Annotated in this window: 17 protein-coding genes and 1 tRNA gene; 1 reads left to right on the top strand and 17 read right to left on the bottom strand. The window is 46.1% G+C overall.

Going from position 1 to position 16086, the window contains the following annotated elements:
- The 7 genes from Y696_RS11005 to Y696_RS10975 form a co-directional block, all read right to left on the bottom strand.
- Positions 1-387, bottom strand: a 387-nt coding sequence (locus tag Y696_RS11005; RefSeq protein ID WP_121510470.1) for an ATP-binding cassette domain-containing protein, incomplete at its 3' end; no start/stop codon positions are given.
- On the bottom strand, positions 384-1355 hold the full coding sequence (locus tag Y696_RS11000; RefSeq protein WP_014731391.1) for an ABC transporter ATP-binding protein: 972 nt from the start codon (positions 1353-1355) through the stop codon (positions 384-386). The genes Y696_RS11005 and Y696_RS11000, both read right to left, overlap by 4 nt.
- Positions 1356-1360: 5 nt before the next feature.
- Positions 1361-2755 (bottom strand): ABC transporter permease, encoded by a 1395-nt coding sequence (locus Y696_RS10995; RefSeq protein WP_014731773.1) that lies wholly within the window; start codon positions 2753-2755, stop codon positions 1361-1363.
- A complete protein-coding gene (locus tag Y696_RS10990) occupies positions 2752-3792 on the bottom strand; it encodes an ABC transporter permease (protein ID WP_014731772.1) in 1041 nt (346 codons plus the stop codon). The genes Y696_RS10995 and Y696_RS10990 overlap by 4 nt, the downstream gene beginning before the upstream one ends.
- 52 nt (positions 3793-3844) lie before the next feature.
- Complete coding sequence (locus Y696_RS10985; RefSeq protein WP_014731771.1) at positions 3845-6346, bottom strand: ABC transporter substrate-binding protein; 2502 nt, start codon at positions 6344-6346, stop codon at positions 3845-3847.
- A gap of 416 nt (positions 6347-6762) precedes the next feature.
- On the bottom strand, positions 6763-7665 hold the full coding sequence (locus tag Y696_RS10980) for an alpha/beta hydrolase (protein WP_014731770.1): 903 nt from the start codon (positions 7663-7665) through the stop codon (positions 6763-6765).
- Between the two features lie 19 nt (positions 7666-7684).
- Positions 7685-7966 carry an acylphosphatase gene (locus Y696_RS10975; RefSeq protein WP_014731769.1) on the bottom strand — a complete coding sequence of 94 codons (282 nt, stop codon included), beginning with the start codon at positions 7964-7966 and terminating at the stop codon, positions 7685-7687.
- A gap of 251 nt (positions 7967-8217) precedes the next feature.
- On the opposite strand from Y696_RS10975, the gene Y696_RS10970 reads away from it, so the two are divergent.
- Entirely contained in the window at positions 8218-8694 is a 477-nt protein-coding gene (locus Y696_RS10970; RefSeq protein WP_006489927.1) for a GNAT family N-acetyltransferase, read from the top strand.
- A gap of 27 nt (positions 8695-8721) precedes the next feature.
- On the opposite strand, the gene Y696_RS10965 is transcribed toward Y696_RS10970, so the two are convergent.
- From Y696_RS10965 to murA, 10 genes are all read right to left on the bottom strand, one after another.
- Positions 8722-8797 (bottom strand) — tRNA-Trp (locus Y696_RS10965).
- A gap of 34 nt (positions 8798-8831) precedes the next feature.
- Entirely contained in the window at positions 8832-10274 is a 1443-nt protein-coding gene (locus tag Y696_RS10960) for a proton-conducting transporter membrane subunit (RefSeq protein ID WP_014731768.1), read from the bottom strand.
- Positions 10271-10630, bottom strand: coding sequence for a sodium:proton antiporter (locus Y696_RS10955; RefSeq protein ID WP_014731767.1), 360 nt, complete (start codon positions 10628-10630; stop codon positions 10271-10273). Before Y696_RS10955 ends, Y696_RS10960 begins: the two co-directional genes overlap by 4 nt.
- Positions 10627-11298, bottom strand: a complete 672-nt coding sequence (locus Y696_RS10950; RefSeq protein ID WP_014731766.1) for an MnhB domain-containing protein — start codon at positions 11296-11298, stop codon at positions 10627-10629. The genes Y696_RS10955 and Y696_RS10950 overlap by 4 nt, the downstream gene beginning before the upstream one ends.
- Complete coding sequence (locus tag Y696_RS10945; RefSeq protein WP_014731765.1) at positions 11295-11984, bottom strand: hydrogenase subunit MbhD domain-containing protein; 690 nt, start codon at positions 11982-11984, stop codon at positions 11295-11297. The genes Y696_RS10950 and Y696_RS10945 overlap by 4 nt, the downstream gene beginning before the upstream one ends.
- The gene (locus Y696_RS10940; protein ID WP_014731764.1) at positions 11981-12262 is read right to left on the bottom strand and encodes a monovalent cation/H(+) antiporter subunit G; all 282 of its coding nucleotides are present in this window, start codon (positions 12260-12262) and stop codon (positions 11981-11983) included. Before Y696_RS10940 ends, Y696_RS10945 begins: the two co-directional genes overlap by 4 nt.
- A complete protein-coding gene (locus Y696_RS10935) occupies positions 12259-12507 on the bottom strand; it encodes a hypothetical protein (RefSeq protein WP_006489940.1) in 249 nt (82 codons plus the stop codon). Before Y696_RS10935 ends, Y696_RS10940 begins: the two co-directional genes overlap by 4 nt.
- Positions 12504-12857 carry a hypothetical protein gene (locus tag Y696_RS10930; protein ID WP_014731763.1) on the bottom strand — a complete coding sequence of 118 codons (354 nt, stop codon included), beginning with the start codon at positions 12855-12857 and terminating at the stop codon, positions 12504-12506. Before Y696_RS10930 ends, Y696_RS10935 begins: the two co-directional genes overlap by 4 nt.
- Positions 12858-13655, bottom strand: a complete 798-nt coding sequence (locus Y696_RS10925; protein ID WP_236609163.1) for a radical SAM protein — start codon at positions 13653-13655, stop codon at positions 12858-12860. It abuts the gene before it with no gap.
- Between the two features lie 925 nt (positions 13656-14580).
- On the bottom strand, positions 14581-15849 hold the full coding sequence (gene murA / locus Y696_RS10920) for a UDP-N-acetylglucosamine 1-carboxyvinyltransferase (protein WP_014731761.1): 1269 nt from the start codon (positions 15847-15849) through the stop codon (positions 14581-14583).
- Positions 15850-16086 lie beyond the last annotated feature (237 nt).

The raw sequence follows: 16086 nt of genomic DNA, 5'->3' as shown, positions 1-16086 counted from the left end.
TCCGAGTTTGTGTATTATTAGAGGCTCTTCCATGACATCCCTTATCTTGAATCGCGGGTTCATTGAAGCGTATGGGTCCTGAAAGATCATCTGTACATTCCTTCTGTATATCTTCAGTTCATCTTTCTCTATATGAGTTACATCCTTTCCGTTTAGAGACATGGTCCCGCCTGTAGGTTCTAGGAGTTTCATGATTAGTTTTCCCGTAGTGGTCTTTCCACAACCGGACTCTCCAACTAGACCGAATATCTCGCCCCTCTTTATCGAGAAGGTTACTCCGTCAACTGCCTTGACGTAGTTGTGTTCTCCCTTGAAGAACTGGGATATGTTTCTTCTTATGGGGAACCATTTCTGAAGGTCTTTGACTTCAATTATGTTTTCGTTCATCTCTTCTCACACCTCCAGCAGGCCACCATGTGTTCATCTTCTATCTCTATTAGGGGTGGTTCTTCTTCTTTGCACTTATCCATGGCCAGGGAACATCTGGGATGGAATCTACAGCCAGAAGGAGGCTCTAGCAAGTCCGGAGGAGCACCCGGGATGAACGAGAGTTCACTCACCCTTTCATGTAGTCTTGGAGTGGCGGCGAGCAAGTTTCTCGTATATGGATGACAGGGACCCTGTTCTCCGTATATCTGTTGATTTGTTCCTATCTCCACTATCTTTCCTGCATACATCACCGCTATCCTGTCTGAAACCTCTGCCTCTGTTGCAAGGTCGTGAGTTATGAAGATGAATGAAAGGTCGAGTTTTTCCTTTAAGTCTTTGAGAAGGTTTATTATCTGGGCCTGTACAATAACATCCAGAGCGGTCGTGGGTTCATCACAGATTATAACCTTAGGTTCCAGAAAGAGGGCGGTGGCGATGGCGATTCTCTGTTTCATTCCTCCCGAGAGTTCATGGGGATATCTCTTCACTATATCGCCTGAGAGTCCAACGAGGTTGAGATACTTCTCTATTCTCTTTCTCGCCTCGTCTCTTTCCATCTCTCTGTGTTCCTGGAGGGTCTCCATCATCTGTTTGCCTATTGTGTATACGGGAGTGAGGGTATTCATTGCGCCCTGGAATACCATGGAAATCTTCTCCCAGCGTATATTCCTTCTCATTTCATTCTCACGCAGGGGAGTGATGTCGATACCGTCTACCTCTATCCTTCCTCCGACAATCTTACCCGGGGGAGTGGGCATCTTGAGAAGGGCGAAACCTGTAGTTGTCTTTCCACAGCCCGACTCTCCAACGAGGCCAAGAGTTTCACCCTTCTTCAGTGTGAAGGAGATATCGTCAACTGCCTTCACGACACCTTTGCTCGTGTAGTAGTAAAGCTTGAGGTTTTCTACAGTCAATATGTTATCCATATTCATTACCTCGTCTTCAGTTTCGGGTTAAGTATCTTGTCCATTGCGAACCCGACAAATGCGAATGTCATCCCCATGAAGGCTATCGCCAGTCCCGGCGGTACTACCCACCACCACATTCCGCTCAACATCGCGCCTCCATTATGGGCATCTTGAAGGATCTGACCCCACGTCACGATATTGGGGTCGCCCAACCCGAGCAGGCTGAGTGTTGCCTCGACCACGATAGCTCCCGGTACGTTGAGGGCCATTGAAGCGAAGGCGTAGGGGATAAGCAGAGGAACCATATGTTTGAAGATTATTCTCGTATTGGAGGCTCCAAGAGCCCTGGAGGCCTCAATATAAGTCTCTTCCTTGATCTGGAGTCCCATGCTCCTGACGGTCTTCACCGGTCCTACCCAGTAGAAGATGCACATGATCGCGATAATCATCCAAATATTTGGCTTAAAGACAGCGCTCATTACAATGAGTACGGGAAGCATGGGAACGCTTATGAATATCTCGAATATACGTTGCATTAAAGAATCCTTCCAGCCTCCTAGATAAGCGCTCATTACGCCGTAGATAACACCAATGGATACTGAAATAAGAGCCGTAAGGAGCCCGATAAGCATAGCCCACTTCACTCCGGCTATTACTCCACTCCAGATATCTCTCTTCGAGTTGTCCGTTCCCAGAATTCCATGCACCCTGCCCGCAATTTTCATTTCTGTGGAATCGATCAGGTCTGTTTCCTTCTGGAGAATCAGCGAGACCATTATTCTATACTCGCCTTTCAGGGCCTCTGGTTTGAATGGAACCGAATCCTCTACTTTGGAGAATATGATGTCTGTAGTTTTCATGGTCTGCTTCGAAAGGCCTGTTGCAGCGTCAAGCCCCTTGAGGAAATTGTACGCTTCATTCAATGAGGTCTTGTCAATCGCGATTCTCAAGTCGTTTCCTTCAGTAACTTCCAAAGGCTTTCTCAGCAAGTCGATCTTTCTTCCATCAGGTCTTTCGATGGATATGATTGCTGTCGGATTCGCCTTACCAGAGGCTCTGAATATTATGTCGGAGGGAGCGACATCATACTGGAAGTCATATACGAAGGTCTCCTCTATAATTCTTATCGGGCCGGCGTTTTTCTCTTCCTTTTTTGCTGACTCAAGAGCTATGGATACTGCGCTCTTCTTTGAGGAGAATAGGTTTGTCCACTGAGGTGCGGCACTGGCCGGATTATCCTCCCAGTAGGTTATGTCCTTCCACCGTTGGTTTGCTCCTTCAAAAGGGAGAAGCAGAGGTTCAAAAAACAAAACCATTAGAAACAATCCAAGAAAGACGAGGCCTATCATCCCCGATTTGACCCTTCTAAATTCTTGCCAGAACTCGTTGAACGATGATTTCATATCTCCAATTCTCATATTCTGCCACCAACCTTGATCCTGGGATCAAGAAGACCGTACACCAGATCGAGGAGAACAAGACCACAAATATACAATCCTGTGGTTATCGCGAGATTTCCCATAAGGACCGGAACATCGTTCTGCTGAAGGGCGAACCAGAAGAGATTCCCCATTCCGGGCCAGTTGAAGATACCTTCAAAGACAATATTTCCTGACACAGAGGCAAGCAGTGCAAGAAGCGACATGGTGACGATTGGTGGGGCCGATGTTCTCATTGTGTGTCCGTAGAGAACCTTCCTTTCGGGAATGCCCCTTGCTCTTGCCGCCATTATATAGTCGTCCTGAAGAACTCCGAGAACGATATTTCGAGTAAGGAAGGCGCGCCCCCAAAATCCAATTACGACAAGAGTCATCACTGGAAGCGCCAAATGATAGAGAGCATCTAAGAAGAATGCTATTCCCTCTGGAGGAGGCGTAGCGTGAAGTCCACCAGAAGGAAATACTTTTAGTGTGTATGCGAAGAACATGATCAGTATCATGCCCAACCACCACGACGGCATACCGAAGACCACCATGGTTCCTACTGAAGTACTTTTGTCCAGTAACCCTCCGGCCTTTTGAGCCTTCTTCAGGCCAAGCCATATTCCAATAAAGATGTCGACGAGCATCGCTGTGCTGAAAAGAACAAGGGTTCTTGGTATCTTCTCGGAGACTATCGACCAGACATCCCGATCGCCTGCTGCAGAGCGTATGGAACTCGATTTTCCAAGGTTGAAGGTCAGGGTTGACCAGGTTCGCCACACTATCCTTTCGAAGATGGGCTTGTCCAGTCTGTAAAGGGCATACTTTTCTGCCCTTCTCATTTCGATGAAGTCTTGAATCTGTTGGGAGCTTCGGTTATCTAGGGCCATCAATTCGCCTCTAATTTCCTCATCGATCTGTCCTCGCAAGGTCTGTTCCATGACGGTGTTGAAAAGCGCAGAAAAGACGAAAATCAGTATGATGTAGATAAAGATGCCGTAGAAGACACGTTTCAACATGTATTTCCAGAACATATTCCACCTCAATAATGAAAGCGGCACCCTTTCGGGTACCGCTCTGCAGACATCAGTAAACTATGGTGGAAGTGACGGACGATGCCGGCACCGCACCTTCGAGTGAAGCGATTGCCAGAACGTTGTATGAGCCAGGTTCGAGATCTTCGATAGCTTCAGCGTTTATTACAGCTTCGAAAAGTCCCGGTTCGATCAAGACGGCGTCGAAAGTCATCTCTTTCTCCGGAGTTATAAGTGTCACGACAACGCTTCCCCTGGATGCCTTGGATACCTCTTCAGATGGATAGGCAACCTCTGCGACTACTACCTTGACAGTCGTATCCATTCCCTTCATGATTATGGCCGGTACGTCTATAGAGTCGATTGAAAGCCTTACGGTTTTCAACATTTCCTTCCAGTAGTACGGTTCATATGGATAGGAAGGATCTCTAAAGGCCCTGCATTCCGCATAGTTCGCAGTTGGGTCGTATTTTGAAAGGTAGTATGGTCCATTGCTTATATACGCATGTCCATACTTGTCTATGAAGTCGATTGCGGCCTGGTATCTTGACTGAGCCTCTTCGACAGTTATCAGGCCCTTAAGAGAGTTAGGAACATGTCCCTTTTCTATTAGCTCGACGAGTTTCGCTTTTATGTCTTTCACGTGGTTCGGTACAAGGACATCGATCTGAGTGACAGCGGGATCGTTCCTGAAGGCATAGACCGTTCCAGATTGGCTGCCGTTGGCAACGATTTCCGCGAGGGCCTCGTATATTTCCCAGGAGACTATTACAAATGGCTGTCTGTGGACTCCAAGGAAAGGTGCTCCCCACTGTGCGGTTCTGTCGACGCTTGCAGGGAAGTTGTAATCGAAGTAGGTAGTGATTGTCCCGTCATCGTTTACAATATATCCCTTTATCGTGTCTTGTCCGCTTCTCATGTAATTCTCGTACGAAGCTTCGTAGTACTTGTCATTCTCCCCGTCTCTCGATATCCATTCATCAATGAATGCGAAGGCGTAGAGATAGTCGTTGACTGTTATGGGCTGGCCCTGGTGCATGTTGCCTCCGAGGAGGGTATATGTTCCCATCGACATTGACTTGACGCCCGGGCCGACTTCCTTCCACTGCTTGGTCTTGCTGTCGAATCTTATCGCATTTTCGGGAACGTCTATTGTACCTACGACGTCACCTTCCGAGTTTCGCTCGACCTTCGTGACTATGTCGTCATGTGTCCAGTTAACTCTGTAAGGGGTATTTATAGCAGACGCCGGGCTCTCAAAAGAGCTGGGATCAGAGAGAATCGTTACGACATTTGCACTGTACGTGTCTGAGATTCCGTCAGGTCCTACAGGATCCCAGTTGGACATGAAGAGAGCTCCAACGGATGAGTACTGTGTGACAAAAAGCACCTTGTCATCGGTGACGGCCGTTTTGAGTGACCAGTCATTAACTCCGTCTCCGAGTCCGTATGCGAATCTGTCGAGAAGCCTCGCCGAATTGGCCGTATAGAAGCCGTCCTGATAGCAGACATAAATTCTAACTGCGTCTTTAAGTCCCATCTCCAGAGCCGTAAGAGAAAGGTCCCAGTACTCCTCTTCAGTTAAGAAGTTTCCTGTGTAGGCCCTATCTATGAGATCGTCCAGCTTTTCGTTTCTGAAATTCCAGAACCCTTCTGTCCCACGGCCGGGCATGTAGGATCCACCGGAAGCATACATCTGGCGTACTATGTGTTCCCAGAAGGCTCTTGTGGCGCCTGCGCTCCATGCTTCGGTGTAGAGGTTCCAGATCAGGTCTGCAGGATCGCTACCATAAGCTGTGTTGCTAGCTTTTGATCTTTCCCAGACCAGTCTGTCCACTGTTACCCCGGCCTTTTCAAGTTGAAGGGAGACGTATTCGGCCATCTTGACTCTAACGTTGGGGTCATCAGCCCTAATAACGAATTTAACCGTCAATGGCTCATTATCGAAATACCATTTGCCGTTACTGTTTACCAGTCTACCCTGATTCTCAGGAATCTTTGCGGCATCCTCAAGAGCTTTCTTCATAGCTTCGAGAGCTCTTGTCTCGTTGCCTTCAAAGCTTAACCCAAGTTTGTTTGCGACCAGACCGTATCTGTAGGTACCGGGTTGACCGGGGGTTGCCATAGACAACATCGGTCCTCCAGCGCCTCCAAGTATCTCGTCAACTATGTACTGCCTGTTGATCAAGTCGTTGAGAGCATACCTGAATTCGTTTATCGCCATTACGTTGAAGAAGTCCTTTCCGTCTACATTTGCGAAGTAAGGAGCTTCGTTCGGATATGGGTTTACGAAAAGAGCATAGGTTAGCGCTGGAACAGAGTAGATATCCATTTTGTCTCGTGTTGCCTTATCCATCCCCATTAACGTAGGACCGGAGACGCCTTCCATGAAAATGTCGGTGAGTCCTTCGGCAACGTCTCTGAGACCGAGTTCTTGAGACATCTTAACGTTGAAGTAGATGACGTCGGAGATTGGTCCCTTCTCGGTTGCAAAAACACCGCCACAGAGAACAATCATCGATGCGAGAAGGATCACGGTAAGTCTCTTACTCAATTTCTTTCGCCCCCTTTTTCATTTAGTTCTGTGCCTTTGCACAGAATATTCAGTTGTATATCAGTAAGAAATTTTCATTATAATCGCATAATTATAATTCTGGACAGAACTATAGTGCAAAAAGTAATCGATAATTTAATTACTTCGATAAAAAGAAAAAGATTATCAAAGCATTACGAAGTCTAACACAATAATTCCAAGAATGTCAAGCTCTTTGCTTCAATAATTAATGGAAAAATAATTAATTAGTTGTAGTGATTGATTATTTCAATATGAATTAGCGTGCAAATCAATAAATTAAACTAACCAAAACCAAATTATCGATATAGTTCGGCAAGGTAATGAATAATTCCAACAATGGATTTTAATTCTTAAGGCAAATTTTTCAATAGTGAGGGCGGAAATAAAGAGCTGAATCAAAGGAGATCATTACTACGAAGAAACCATTCTATCTCTTTTTCGTATTTCGCTGGATCGGTAACAAGGGCCATCGCATGGCCAGCATCGGGAACTATAAGTAGATGTTTGTTTGATTGTCTTTCACTGTACATCTTTTCGCTCATAAAGGTAGGGACGTAGTGGTCTTCTCCACCGTGAGCAAACATGATAGGAATGGAAGTCTCTCTTACTGATCTGATCGGGCTGACTTCCTTGAGATCGGCTCCAGTCATTATCCTAGCGAAGAGACGGGCGAGCCAGATGAATGGAACTCTTGGCAGATGAAAGTCCTCTCTCAACCTTATCGAGAGCAATTCTTCGAGGTCCGAAAAACCACAGTCGGCGACGCAGAAGTCGATCTCATCATCTAGAGAAAGATACTGAATTGCGATTGCGGCACCCATCGATTCCCCATGCAGACCTATTCTGGTCTTCTTGCCCAGTCTATCCAGGACCCAGTTTTTCACCGCAGCAAGATCATGTTTCTCGTAATAGCCCAGAGTCGTATTCGTGCCTCCGCTCTTTCCGTGATTTCTGTGGTCATATACGATGATGTTAAAGCCTAGCTTGTGAAAAATTTTCGCGTACTTTATGGAACCGAACAGCGAATAAGTGATACCGTGGCAGATAATTACAGCTCTTTCGGAATTGTCGTTCGGAATGAGTAACCCGTGAAGTTTGTATCCATACGGAGAATCAATCCAGACCTCCTCCTTTTCGATCTTTTCGAACCACTCCGGATCCATTCTGCCGTTTTCGACTTCGATGCGGTAGGTCTCTTCGTACGGGATTTGCCGCGGTTTCGTGACCTTGTTGGCAAAAACGGCACCGACGATGCCCAGAAATCCTACAACGATCAGCACCAATATTATCACTGTCATTTTTCTCCTCCAGTAGGAATTACCTTTTTTCAAAGTCCATGAACCCGTGTTCCATGGATGGCCGTTCAGTAACCCTCTTGATGTTTCCTCCGGAAAGCTTTATCGAAATCGATCCCTTCTCGATCTTCGCAAGGAATGCATTTAGCTGTGCTTTGCTGCCCTGAGCTACTACTCTCACCGAGCCATCGTCGAGGTTCTCTACATAACCAGTAATCCCATGTCTCGTAGCCAGACGCCTTATGAAGTTTCTCATGCCGACCTTCTGAACTCTTCCCTGAATAATTATCTCGACGGTTCTCAAACTGTGATTTCTCCCCTTGTGATTTAGAATATCATGTATAAAACAATTTTATCAGCAGAAAGTGTACTTGATCACTTTAAGAGAGCAGTAGTGGTTTTCATTAATCAAGGAAGTGTACTTTCTTGTTGCTCTTTCTAAGACTGGTTGTTGTCCTGAAGTTTCCGGTCATCAGAGTACGTCGACGATTACTTTTCAATCAAGGTACTCTTCAAGAGATTTCTGTTGGATATGATCTATAGAGGAGGGACAGAATGATAGTTATAGAGAAAATGAGGTCAGATGAGTTTAGCGTATATCTGAGAAAACTTGTTGAAAACTACGCGGTAGAGAATGTGAAATCCGGAAGATGGGAAGAGAAAAGCGCACTAGAAAAATCGAAGAGAGAGGTCGATTCATTGCTGACTGACGGACTGAACACAGAGAACCACGAACTGCTGAATCTTAAGGAAAAGGATACAGGCAAGAAGATCGGCTGTGTCTGGCTACATATCTTCCCGGGAATGGAGAAGAAGGGATTCATCTATGATTTCGTAATCGATGAGGCATTCAGGGGAAAAAGCTACGGGAAAGAGAGCTTGAAGGCGCTTGAGGAATATGCTTCAAAACTAGGAGTGGAAGACCTTTCGCTCCATGTTTTCGCACATAACACCGTGGCGGTTGCTCTATATAGGAAGATGGGGTATGAAGTTACCAGCTTGAATATGGCAAAGCATATAGGGGGGAAATAAAAAAGAGAGGAAACTTCCTCTCTTTTCTGGCAGGCGAGGAGGGCCTCGAACCCCCGACCTACGATTTTGGAGACCGTCGCTCTGCCAATTGAGCTACTCGCCTACAAAGACGATTATAGCGGAATCGATACTCCTTTTCAAGAGGAGAGGATAATTGCCAACACGATCGAAATTAGAAATAGAACGAGATAGGAAGAGAGAGCCGAATCGATCCTCTCGAAATAAACCGGCAGAGGTCTGAGAAACTTGCGAAGCAGAAGATATGCGGCTACTCCCGCAATAACGGCAAATAATGATTCGAACATATATATTTCGAAACCGATAATCCCGTGTACGATTATGACTCCGGACAAAATGGAGTAAGCCGCAACGGTATTCGCGGCAGGCCGCGAGGAAGATTTTCCGGGTTTGAGAAAGATGAATTTCGAGAAGCTCATGGCCGTTCCAGCGGAAGCAATGAGGAGCAGTATCTTCAACGAGGGACAACAAGCGCCGTGTATGATGATCTCCTTCGTCACACATCCGGATGTCATGGGAAATCCCGCGATTGCGAGCGAACCGATCAACAGAAAAGCGTACTCGACCCTCGTGATCTTCCCCGACCACTTTGTATACTCCTTTGTACCGAGTCTTTCCGAAATATTTCCGACGACCAGAAAAAGGAGCGTTTTGAATATTGCATGGCTGAAGCCGTGCCAGGCAGAGGACTTGTCACAATTCACAAGCATGAATCCAACTTGAGAGATAGTGTGATATGCTAGCACCCTCTTGGCGTTCTTTGAATTGACTGCGAATACGACGCCGACAATTGCGCTTACGATTCCTATGAACATATAGGTATCTCTCATCCAGCCGAAAGAGGAATAGGTTATGAACCTTATCGATAAATAGACATCAAGTTTGACAATAAGACCGGATAGTATTGGAGACACTTCGATTGGCGCATTGGAATGAGCATCCGGAAGCCACATTGAGAAAAAGAAAAGACCGGACTTGACGGCCAGCCCCCCAAAGATCAGAACTGTTGCGATAGTCGAAACCTGTTCGAGACTATCCATCGCAAATGAACCCGTTTCCATATAGACGATTCCGATTCCTAGTAGATAGAAGTTCAGACCTAGTGAAGAGAGGAGCAGATACTTCAGACTGGCCCAGGCCTGACGGGGCTTCTTCTCGTAGGAAATTAGGATAAAGGAAATTATCGATGCGAGTTCAACGGTTACGAAAATACTGAAAAGGTCTCTCGAAAGGAATATTGAATTTAGAGTTCCGTAAAGTATGAGGATCAAGGCATAGAAAAAACCGTCATAACCCTTCTTGATAGAATTCAAAATCACCGCGAGCATAACGATAAAAGTCGATAGCAGAAAGGGGATTGCTAATTCATCTATCGCAAGTCCAATTCCAAGTGAACCCCAGTTCCCTATGTCTATCGAAGCGTTGTCAAAGATAACAAATGGAAGGACGCTTCCACCGACTAAAGCCGTAACAATGGCAATGATCAGGCTGACGTTCTTTCTCTTCTTCAATACAAGGCAGATAACGCCTCCGAGAACGGGCAGGAAGACTAATGCTATCATTTTTCCTCCCTCTCGAAAATCATTTCGATAGTCTCGACATTCATTGTGTGATACTTGTTGTAAATTATGATCGCAAATACGAGCGAAAGACAGAGCAATGCAAATGAAATTACGATTCCGGTAATTATTACGGCCTGGGGAATGGGGTCTGCATAGACTGCATTAGAAAAGTCACCGCTGATTATGGGGGGAATTATCCCTCCTCTGGCCGAAATTCCGGTATACATAAGATTTACGGAAGTCTCTACTATACCAAGGGACAAGATTTTCTTTATTATGTTTTTCGAGAGAATCATGCCCACTGCTCCGACCAGCATACCAATTATCGAGAAATAGATTACGAGAATTCCCGTCATAATGTTCCCCGTCTGTTTATGAACTCGCTGGACATCTTCCAGGCGCCTGCATATACTTTGATTCCTATCAATATATTCATCATGGGTATTAGTCCGCCACTGAAAACCGAACCGAATCCAGCCTCAGATAGTATTTGTGCGTGAGCCTCTGGAAAGATTATGATGAAACATGAAAACGCAAAAATAAGAATAAGGCTTACGTTCTCCAGCATATTTACCTTGAAGATCTCATAATGAAGACTCGCTCTCCTGAAACTCGAAGTGAGTCCATAAGTGACAACGCCCGTTGCGAGAACTACTCCACCAACAAATCCTCCACCGGGACTTATGTGACCGTTTATCACAACATATAGGAAGAGCGTTATGGACAGTGCAGCCAGTCCACCGCTGTAAACAGTAACCGTTCCGAATACCTGCTGACCCTCGTCGCTATTAACGGGCAGCGAAGTAAAAAGGCTTGCAACACCAAGTGCAGTTATCGTAAAGACTATTATCTCGAAAATAGTGTCATAGAGTCTTGTTTCAAGATAAACGCTTGTGACTATATTGGGTACGTTTACTCGATTCACTATTTCTTCGATCGGCTCTGGAATACTGCCGAACGGATCAAAGGAAAAAAGAACGATCATGAAGATGGTTATCAGAGCTATGATTCCCGCGATCTTCACAGATACCGCCCCACAATCTCCTCAATGTTTCCCGAAGATCTTATGAACTCCAGTCCTTCAAGGATATCCTTTTCGAGATCAGGTGAATTCGTCGAAACGACAAAGACATAGCTGCTCTTTCTCAGAAACTCAGGCGTTGGAGAAAGGGAGTTTCTGCTCAAGTGCTTCAGTCTCACAAAATCGATTTCCTCTCCATTGCACAGGAAGATCGAAGTTTCCAAATAGGGAATGCCCTTCGTCCTGCCGGTAACATCGTCTTCTGTAAGCGCTCCGCAAATCAAATCTATATCATGGTTTTCTATCGCTACCAATGCCTCTTCCTTGCTGGAAAACTTCACAGGTTCGAGATGATAACCCTCTTTCTCATCGACAAGCTGGATTATCTCCCACTCCAGACCCCTGAATCCAGAGGGTGTCTCTTCAATCATCGACGGTACCTCGACAATGCCGAGACGAACACGGCGCTGCTTCTTGAGCGCCATTATGTAAACGATCAGAACAAGGGCTACCCCGACCGAAAATTGAGTCATGGCAACATCCGGTGCTCCAATTATCATCATTATTATGGCTGACAGAGAACCGACAATCCCAAACCAGATTACGCTTTGGAAATTGGTTTTCGATGAAAGGACTATTATCGCACTGACAATATATAAAGAGCTGATTGCGACTATGACAAAGCTCATTTCTCTCTTCCCCCTGAGTTTATGAAAGCTCTTGCAATGACGTGTGTCACGAGAGGTCCCGTAACCATTAAAGCAACTATGAACGCGAGCATTTCGATTATCGTCAGGAGACCGAAGAAAAACGCCGAGATCACTAGGAATATCAGGCCAACCGTATCGGCTATGGTTAGGAAATGAAGTGTACCAATTATCGTGTGTGCAAAAACCGCCCTGAGAGTACCGGCAACAACGAAGAAAAGCCCAGGGATCAGAATTATGTAGGCGATTATTTCCATCATCTGCGCACTCCCATATAATAAGCTGCGATAATCGTTCCGCTTGTGTTGAGTATAAGGAATAGAAGAGCAACACTCGAGACGAAATCGACGCTTGTTACCATCTCAATGAAAATTATACCTATTAGAAGTCTTGTGGAGATAGCAGAATAAGCCACAAGAAGCCTCCAGGGATTACTGCCTGCGGCGAACCACACAAGCATTACAATGGAGGAGATAGTTGCAGCCATGGTGATGTAAAAAGTCACTTCTTCACCTCATGAATCAGCAATCCTTCCCTGTCTTTCGAGATGACTATTTCCTCAGGGGTCATCGTTATAGAGATGATCTTGCCAAACTCCACAATTCTGTTTTCCGGAGATTTCTCACTCCTGACCGTGAAGACGGGTCTTGAGAAGATAAGTCTGAACGCTTGAAATACGGCTATTGGCAAGGCAAGAATAATCTTGAAAGCCGTGGCAAAAACGGGGCCGGAACGAATGAGTCTAGATGATATATATTGAGGAAGAACGGAAACTAACACTCCCGAAACTACTGAGGCCAGAGTGAATCTGCCAAAAAAAGTGATCCACAAAAAGAAAGAGATTGTGAAAATCATCTAGTCCCACCTCAGAGGTTTCGCCCTGTAGCCTTCATTCGACTCGAAGTGCTGCATCCAACCGGTGAGGCCAAACGCATCTATCACGTTCAGCGCGTGATCGTACTCTTCTTCCGAAATTCTTCTCGATAGCTCATAGTATTCTCTCGCCCTGTAAACAGGTCGATACTGTGACATAAGCGATATGGGAACGGATGAAGATAATTCAAAAGCAACAAACTCCGCCATTTCTTCAGTGCCTGCTATTCCTTCAGGTAGAACAAGATGTCTGACGATAACTCCTCGCATGTTTTCTTCTCTGAAAGAGCCTGTTTGCCTGAACATCTCCTTAACTGCCTTCTTTGTGACAGTCCAGTAGTCGGGAACAAGGGAGTATTTCTTTCCAACCTCATCGTCGGTGTATCTTATGTCTGTGAGGTATATGTCCACGATTCCATCGAGAAGCAGCAGTGTACTCACTTCTTCATAGCCGCTTGTGTTGAACACTACCGGAAGAGAAAAGCCCTCCTTAAGAGCAAGTTCGTAAGCTTTGAGAAAGCCATACAGATTTGGAGTCGGAGTGACGAGATCGATGCAAGCGGCCCCTTCCTCCTGAATCTTCATAAAGTGTCGTGATAGCTCTTCAAAAGAAAAGACCTTGCCTGAATTCTTCTGACTGAAGGCGAAGTTTTGACAGTAGAGGCAGCTCATTGAACAGCCACTGAAAAAGATCGCACCTGCACCGCCTTCCTTCACCAAAGGTGGTTCTTCCCCGAAGTGGAGAACAGTTGCCGAGACTCTTGGTTCGATCCTTTGCATGCAGAAACCAGGAACCTCGAACCTGTTTATACGACACTTCTTGGGGCACAGGTCACACGAGTGCAGCCTTTCACGAGTGTTTTCTATTGCTTTTTGCACTTTGACAAGTCTTTCTGCGTTTGAATCCATCCAACCCATTCCTTTTCTTCACTCTTGAGAGTTGACGGAAGACCGTCAGCTGAGATTAGTCACGCAAATTCGAGTCTACGGTAACTGAGATTGCGTTTGGGCTATGGAAGAGAAAAGGAACACTTCGAACAAGTTCGCCTAACCATCAACCCATAACGCACAACCAATCTAACTCGTCCTGAGAGTCTTACACCCCTTAATCTGAACTTGTTTCAGCATTGCGCCCCAAAGAACCGCTGCACGCTGATGAAAAACACGTTGTCCGTCAACGGTCCACCGTCCTCCGAGAAGATCAAAACCAGATTCCGAAACAAGTTCGGGATGACAGAGTGAGGAGCTTCCTGCCAAGAGCCGGTGCCGGAATAACTTTCTCAGTTACAGTAAAACCCTGAATTGATGAACCGGTTCTCTTCACGAAACCCCATACCCTGTAATCGATACCCTGCCCTTCTCGTCATCTGAACTTGTTTCAACATCCAGTTCCTTTTCGCCGGCGAATACCGCTCAATGGCGCATAGTTCTCTTGATCTTCCGACCTCCTACCACCAACTTTGAACCTCGTCTGCTTTTATTCATGCAACTTATCCTTTGCGCTTTCAAGCGTTCAGCGTATCTTAGAAAGCGGTTAACGGCTCTTTTCGGAAAACGGTGAACCGCTCAACGGAGAACCAGTTTTCTTTCTCTTCCGACCTCCAACCACCATCCTCAAACCCCGGCCTTTACAACTCACAGCTTGCAACTTGGAACTGATCCTTTGCTCTTCCTACCCCCAACCTGCTACCCGCAACTCCGATCTTCATTCTTCGTCGGGATAGAAGGTTATCTTGGCTCCCAGTGTTCTCAATTTCTCCTGAAACCTCTCATACCCTCTGAAGAGATGGGTAACGTTGTTAATTATTGTTTCTCCATCGGCCGCCAGTCCTGCTATCACAAGTGCAGCGCCGGCTCTTATGTCAGGGGCTACGACCTCTGCTCCACTGAGTTTATCGACGCCGCATATGTTAGCGTGGCTACTCGATACTTTGATTCTTGCTCCCATTCGATTTAGTTCATCTACGTATCCAAATCTGTTTTCAAAGACGTTCTCTTCTATAACGGATGTGCCTTCGACCGTTGCCAGCACGGCAGTTATTATCGGCTGGAGGTCAGTAGGAAATCCAGGGTATGGTTCCGACGATATTCTTACCGGCTTCAGCGGTCCCTTCCAGAAGGCGTGCAAATAGTCTTGGCCTTTCTCTATACCTGCTCCCATCTCCTCAAGAATACTCAGGAGAGAAATCAGGTGGTCCGACCTTGTTCCGTGAATCTTCACGTCGCCTTTGGTGGCTATTGTTCCAAGGAGATAAGTGCCCGTTTCAATTCTGTCGGGAATAACCGAGTATTCCGATCCATGGAGATTTCTAACTCCGGTAATCTTTATGGTAGGTGTCGAGGCACCGGCAATCTGTGCGCCACACGCATTAAGGAAGTTCTGGAGATCCGATATTTCCGGCTCTCGGGCAGCATTCTCAATAGTTATCGTACTTCCCTCCATTAGAGCTGCCGTAGTCATGAGCTGCTCGGTTGCGCCAACACTGGGAAAGGGAAGCGCATAGACAATCTCTTTTTCAAAACTGTTGGGAATGACGGCCATGACGTCTCCATGTTCCTCCGTTATTCTGAAACCAAAGGCCTCGAGACCCTTCAGATGAAAGTCGACGGGACGCTGACCGATGTTGCAGCCACCGGGTTTTCCTACCTTTGCCCACCCGCAGATCATGGTAAGAGGGCCAATTATATTGAATGAGGCCCTCATTTTCTTTACAAGCTCATACGGAACGTTTCCCACTAGTATTTCCCCTGGCATTACCGTTACCGTCTCGTTTTCGAATGAGACTGTCTTTCCAATCTGCTGAAGTATGGAAATCATTGTTTGAACATCGCGCAGTTCAGGGACATTTTTTATTACTACCGGTTCTTCGATCATGACAGTCGCTGCCAGAATAGGCAAAACTGAATTCTTGGAGCCGCTTGCCTTTATCTCGCCTTTGAGACTTGTGTTTCCCATAACAACGAGCTGGCTCATAATAACCCTCCAATCATCTTATCGTGTGAGAAAGACTTGACCGCACTATTATTCTATCAGAGGAAGAGGTTGCAAGAATGTCCATAGAATTCAGAGACTTTATTGACGCATTGCCTTTTTGTACGTGCGAAGCCGTATTCTAAGCTCTGCAACTTCACCCGTACGATCGGGCATGAACTCTCCCGCGCTTGACGGATCAGGTTCGCTCTGGCTGATCAGGAATCCTTCCTCGGATAT

Origin of the sequence: Mesotoga sp. H07pep.5.4 (assembly GCF_003664935.1) — a bacterium.
GTDB classification, from domain to species: domain Bacteria; phylum Thermotogota; class Thermotogae; order Petrotogales; family Kosmotogaceae; genus Mesotoga; species Mesotoga prima.
Note: the sequence above shows the minus strand (reverse complement) of the source record. Positions and strands in the feature narration are given on the sequence as shown.

Excerpts from the sequence above, each read along its gene's own strand:
- Y696_RS11000 (WP_014731391.1), bottom strand. The coding sequence starts at position 1,355 with ATGGATAACATATTGACTGTAGAAAACCTCAAGCTTTACTACTACACG.
- Y696_RS10995 (WP_014731773.1), bottom strand. The coding sequence starts at position 2,755 with ATGAGAATTGGAGATATGAAATCATCGTTCAACGAGTTCTGGCAAGAA.
- Y696_RS10990 (WP_014731772.1), bottom strand. The coding sequence starts at position 3,792 with ATGTTCTGGAAATACATGTTGAAACGTGTCTTCTACGGCATCTTTATC.
- Y696_RS10980 (WP_014731770.1), bottom strand. The coding sequence starts at position 7,665 with ATGACAGTGATAATATTGGTGCTGATCGTTGTAGGATTTCTGGGCATC.
- Y696_RS10970 (WP_006489927.1), top strand. The coding sequence starts at position 8,218 with ATGATAGTTATAGAGAAAATGAGGTCAGATGAGTTTAGCGTATATCTG.
- Y696_RS10960 (WP_014731768.1), bottom strand. The coding sequence starts at position 10,274 with ATGATAGCATTAGTCTTCCTGCCCGTTCTCGGAGGCGTTATCTGCCTT.
- Y696_RS10955 (WP_014731767.1), bottom strand. The coding sequence starts at position 10,630 with ATGACGGGAATTCTCGTAATCTATTTCTCGATAATTGGTATGCTGGTC.
- Y696_RS10945 (WP_014731765.1), bottom strand. The coding sequence starts at position 11,984 with ATGAGCTTTGTCATAGTCGCAATCAGCTCTTTATATATTGTCAGTGCG.
- Y696_RS10940 (WP_014731764.1), bottom strand. The coding sequence starts at position 12,262 with ATGATGGAAATAATCGCCTACATAATTCTGATCCCTGGGCTTTTCTTC.
- Y696_RS10930 (WP_014731763.1), bottom strand. The coding sequence starts at position 12,857 with ATGATTTTCACAATCTCTTTCTTTTTGTGGATCACTTTTTTTGGCAGA.
- Y696_RS10925 (WP_236609163.1), bottom strand. The coding sequence starts at position 13,655 with ATGCAAAGGATCGAACCAAGAGTCTCGGCAACTGTTCTCCACTTCGGG.
- murA (WP_014731761.1), bottom strand. The coding sequence starts at position 15,849 with ATGAGCCAGCTCGTTGTTATGGGAAACACAAGTCTCAAAGGCGAGATA.